The organism is Bacillus sp. UNC322MFChir4.1 (assembly GCF_000746135.1).
Lineage (GTDB): Bacteria > Bacillota > Bacilli > Bacillales > Bacillaceae_G > Bacillus_A.
The window spans coordinates 1-4,232 of the sequence record NZ_JQKQ01000066.1 but is presented as its reverse complement, the minus strand read 5'-3'; the positions used below and the strand labels follow the sequence as shown (position 1 = coordinate 4,232).

Sequence of the window (4,232 nt, the reverse complement as noted above, 5' to 3'; positions counted from 1 at the left end):
CCTATAAACTGTAGGGCAAGGTTATGTCCGAACAGTATAATCTACGCCTGTGGAGACTGTGTAAGACGCAGTGGGACACCCCACTACGCAACGGTTTATGAAACAGGAAGCCCCTTCTTCAATCAGACCGTAAGGTGGATAAGGAGGGGTTATTCACGTAATATGTATATCTGTTCCATAATTAATAAGTTTTAAATTTTTTGCTACTGCTTGTGAAGCAAAATTATCCCAACTAGTGCTATAGAGGGGGATACGTTTTTCTTCTTGTACTGCTATGGCCCAAGCAGTTACAACATCAGACCCGTATCCTTTTCCTTGGAAGCCTTCTAATGTTTCTACACTTGCTTCAGAAGCTACAGATGTACTTCTTGCGCTACAACATATAGAAACTGCTGTTCCTTCATCAATAATTGCGAAACAGGGTTGTCGCCATTCTAGTTGGTCTAACAAGTTTGAAAAGTTACATTGCAGAAGTTCTTTATTTGTGTCGGTTATCCTTGTCACTCTATTTGGCATATTTAAATGATTTGAAAACGTAAAAGCAGGCCCGATCCAAATATTATTTATTTGTTGCTCTCTACTTAAAATGTTAATGATCTTTGCTAAATTTATGTAATTAGGATGTTTGCTGACCAATTGCTCAATCTCACTTACTATATCGTTGGTAAGGTCATAGCGATATTTCGTTACATTACCACCACTGGTACAACCTAGAAAAAAACGGGGTCCAATTGGATGTCCCGGTTCATTCACACTTATCATTCTTCCTAATAGGTCATGGGAAAATAAAACATTTGCCTGAATTGCCATTAATTCAAAATATAAAAGCAAATTATATCCTCCTCCCTAGTAATAATATATCAGACTTGGAGAATCTAAGATGTAATAAGCAAAGGAAGTGGAATTAGTCGAAGAAGTAATTTTATAACAAAAGTGTTAATTGGTAGGGGGGAACGAATTAACACTTTCCAAAATTAATCTTCATAACATATTTTGTAGTAACTTATACGAAAGTGAGTTGAATAATAATGTTTTATCCTTATCTTCACAACCAAATGAGAATTCCTGCTGGGTATGGTGCTAGTGTAACGCAAAGTGGAGCACAAAGTACAATTCAAGCTGTTCAACAAGCATTACAAGCACAGCAACAGGCGCAACAAATGCAGCCTTACTATCCAGTGCAATATTATTACCCAATGCATATTACACAATATGGAATATCTATTTCAACGATTCCGTATGGAACTGAATATAATTTATAGTAAATAATAGCTGCTTAATGGAAACTTATTCATGTCAGTAAAATTCGATTCGTTTGAGGACTATCGTAATGAAGGAAAACGAAAGTGGTACAAGTTCAATAAAAAGAGCAGCTAGCAAAAGCTAACTGCTCTACAAAAGAAATATGAGGTCGCTTCGTTAAAATCATCTGTAATAAACGGGATTTGAAATAGTATGCAGTGGAGAGAAAAGGATAAATAATTTTAGACTGTTCCAATTTGATTTTGATCAGCTACATCTGAATCAAATGTATTCGTACCGCTTACACCGTTAAAGGTATTTAGAACAAAAGCAACGTTAGATGAACCGGATCCGTTATAAGCTTTCGTATTTTCTTTCGGGGATACATTATAGAAGTCTCCTAAGTTAAAAGAACCGTTACTATTTTGAACGACTAAGTTCCCAACAACAGACGGCATATTTTCACCTACTTTATCAGGGATTGTTTAAATCACTATATGATTCATTCTTTGAAAGGGTTCGATAGCAATTTATTTATGGAATTGCGAAGGGATTAAAAGACCAATTACGTGAATAGAAGAAGCAGTCACAGCAGATGAAAAAGAAAAATAAGAAAGAAATAAAGAGCAGCTGAGTAAACGTAATATTGAAGATTAAATGGGGATTCGTGGTCCGCGACATAAGCGTCGACGTTGTGCATTAAGACAGAAGTAATTAAAAATAAAAAGGAGTCAAAAATCGCTAGAACTGCAACACAGGAATGTTTGGAAGGTATTCTTGAAAGTGTACGGAGTAAAAAAATTAGAAGAACGTGGTATCCCTCATGCTGCTTATGCATATGGCTGCTATGTATCTGTGGAAGATGCGATTTTAGAAGCAAAGGATTTCATGGCTCGTATGAGTCCTAACGCTAAATTTTTAGTGCTAGACGTTGAGGATGATACTTTATCAAGCTGCGGTAGAACTAACCTGGCAAGAGCGTCACAGGCGTTTATCGAAACTTGTAAAGCTGCAGGACGGAAAGTAGGTTACTATGTATCTCATCATATGCTCTTATGGATTACAAAATGTACAAGCTGATTTCTTGTGGATTCCTCGTTATGGAGCAAAACCTGCATATGCATGCGATAATTTGGCAATATGCTGATAATGTAACAGGCGGTTATGTAGAAGATATCGGCAACTGTAATGTAAATAAACTTATTGGCGATAAGTCACTAGAATGGTTTATAGGGAATGATTTTCAACTTGCTCCTCCACAAGAAGATATTTTAGGATACCTTACAACGACTGCTGATGTAGCTAATATTCGTAAAGAACCTAATGTAAATGCACCTATTATGCGTCAAGCTACAAAAGGGCAAGGGTATACTTATTATGAGTGGGCTTATGATGGTTCTCATTTTTGGTACAAGGTAGCAGAAGATAATTGGATGCGAGATGATACAGCATCTATTAACAAAGATGGTAAATCTAAAGGTGTCGTGTGGGTTAATGCAACTGATGTCAATCTTAGAAAAGGTGCAAGTACTGGTGATCCTGTTATGAATAAAATTACAAAGCGTTCTGCTTATGACGTTCATTATCGTTACGAAAATTGGATTTATGTAACGGGTGAGGGCGTTGAAGGTTGGGTGTACTTTGATAAGGAGTATGTACATTGGCTTAGATAATAAAAAAATCCGGCTCTTGCGAGTCGGATTTTCTTTAACTCTATTAAAATGTTATAATTGTCAATTGAAATGCAGTTACTTTTAGCAAAGTTTTGCAGTTAGCTATTTAAAAGCGTAAGCATATCTCTTTTAAATATAGCAGCTATTTCTGCTTCCTCTAATGAATCTCCCCATCTAAAAATTATATCATCTTTTGGACAGAGATGAATGGAAAGGTTAAAATAATCTATTTCATCTTTCCATTGGTTATATTCATTGAATGCTTTTCCGAAGATTCTGCTAATATTTGCTTCCCTAAGCATATCACTATTTTTACTTGCAATGATTGTAAATCTTTTAGGATTACTAGAAACTATTTCAATGGCAGCTGGAAGTTTCTCGAGACAAAACTCTGCAATGCTTGAGTAGAAAGTTGTTCCTCCAACTTCCATTTCAACTTCTGGACCCTTATTAAACCCCTCAAGTTGCCATTTGGTTTGAAGAGACTTCCATACCTTTCGGTATTTTTCAATCTTAGAGTTTTTGTCTTTGATTTCAATAGCTGCAAGCAAGTAGAATTTGTATACATTAGTTAAATCATGTTTCACAAATACTTGCTTGATTTCAGTGCCACATACTTCTTTGAATTGATTTTTTTCAGTTGGGCTAAATAACATGGAGCCATTAACACTGAATAAACTTAAATTTGGTAAATTACCGACTCTTTTGGTTGCTTCATCCTTGCTAAACCATTTGTAGTATGAGAATGCATCTTCTACTTCATTCCAACACTTCATCTTATCACCTCAATTTTAATAGTCATAATGCTTCCCATGTACATCATTGAAATGTGATCCTCTATTTTGGGATGGATCATCTGGGTAAGTATGACCGCCTGAATGCTCTCTTATAATCTTACCATCTTTGAAATGATAGTCCCTTCCAGGTATAGGGTTCCCCCTTTTATCTATAGCTGGTGTAACCTTAGTTAGCTGTTCATTAACAGGAATATCACTTGCTCTCTTAGCTTCGTTGAAAGCTCCACTTCTCTTTGCTCCTTTAGGAGTGAAATTTGGCGGTCTTTGTCCTTTTTCTGCTTTTACATAGTCTTTGTAGTTAGGTTTTCCTGTCTGCTTAACGCCTTCACCAGATCTACCAAAAGAAGACTGGAACTTTTGAAAAGTATCAATACTATTTTGAACTGTATTATACAATACAAATCCACCATGGCCAGCAGCAGTAACTCCAGCTACTGTAAGAACGCCATTAACCGGGACAGCAATTGGTATTGCTCCCCCAGCAGTCACTAATCCCGCTGCTAGGGTTAAAAAATTAGAG

The 4,232-nt window shown here is 36.3% G+C and carries 5 protein-coding genes and 1 pseudogene; 2 read left to right on the top strand and 4 right to left on the bottom strand.

Translation table 11 applies throughout. The annotated features are described in order from the left end of the window. Positions 1 to 153: 153 nt before the first annotated feature. Entirely contained in the window at positions 154 to 810 is a 657-nt protein-coding gene (locus tag BR72_RS17175; protein ID WP_035434862.1) for a GNAT family N-acetyltransferase, read from the bottom strand. A gap of 218 nt (positions 811 to 1,028) precedes the next feature. Here BR72_RS17175 and BR72_RS17170 point away from each other — a divergent pair, with 218 nt between their 5' ends. After that, positions 1,029 to 1,262, top strand: coding sequence for a DUF3947 family protein (locus BR72_RS17170; RefSeq protein WP_035434860.1), 234 nt, complete (start codon positions 1,029 to 1,031; stop codon positions 1,260 to 1,262). Between the two features lie 222 nt (positions 1,263 to 1,484). Here the strand turns inward: BR72_RS17170 and BR72_RS17165 are convergent, their stop codons facing one another. Continuing rightward, a complete protein-coding gene (locus BR72_RS17165) occupies positions 1,485 to 1,700 on the bottom strand; it encodes a spore germination protein (protein ID WP_035434858.1) in 216 nt (71 codons plus the stop codon). Positions 1,701 to 2,034: 334 nt separating this feature from the next. On the opposite strand from BR72_RS17165, the pseudogene BR72_RS17160 reads away from it, so the two are divergent. Further along, positions 2,035 to 2,915, top strand: a pseudogene (locus BR72_RS17160) (SH3 domain-containing protein); the annotation flags it as partial. 98 nt (positions 2,916 to 3,013) lie between these two features. Here the strand turns inward: BR72_RS17160 and BR72_RS17155 are convergent. Next, a complete protein-coding gene (locus BR72_RS17155; RefSeq protein WP_035434856.1) occupies positions 3,014 to 3,691 on the bottom strand; it encodes a hypothetical protein in 678 nt (225 codons plus the stop codon). A gap of 15 nt (positions 3,692 to 3,706) precedes the next feature. Next, positions 3,707 to 4,232, bottom strand: a 526-nt coding sequence (locus tag BR72_RS17150; RefSeq protein WP_035434854.1) for an HNH/endonuclease VII fold putative polymorphic toxin, incomplete at its 5' end; no start/stop codon positions are given.

Bases quoted from the DNA above. Each gene is read 5' to 3' on its own strand.
- BR72_RS17170 (WP_035434860.1), top strand. From the start codon at position 1,029: ATGTTTTATCCTTATCTTCACAACCAAATGAGAATTCCTGCTGGGTAT.
- BR72_RS17155 (WP_035434856.1), bottom strand. From the start codon at position 3,691: ATGAAGTGTTGGAATGAAGTAGAAGATGCATTCTCATACTACAAATGG.
- BR72_RS17175 (WP_035434862.1), bottom strand. From the start codon at position 810: ATGGCAATTCAGGCAAATGTTTTATTTTCCCATGACCTATTAGGAAGA.
- BR72_RS17165 (WP_035434858.1), bottom strand. From the start codon at position 1,700: ATGCCGTCTGTTGTTGGGAACTTAGTCGTTCAAAATAGTAACGGTTCT.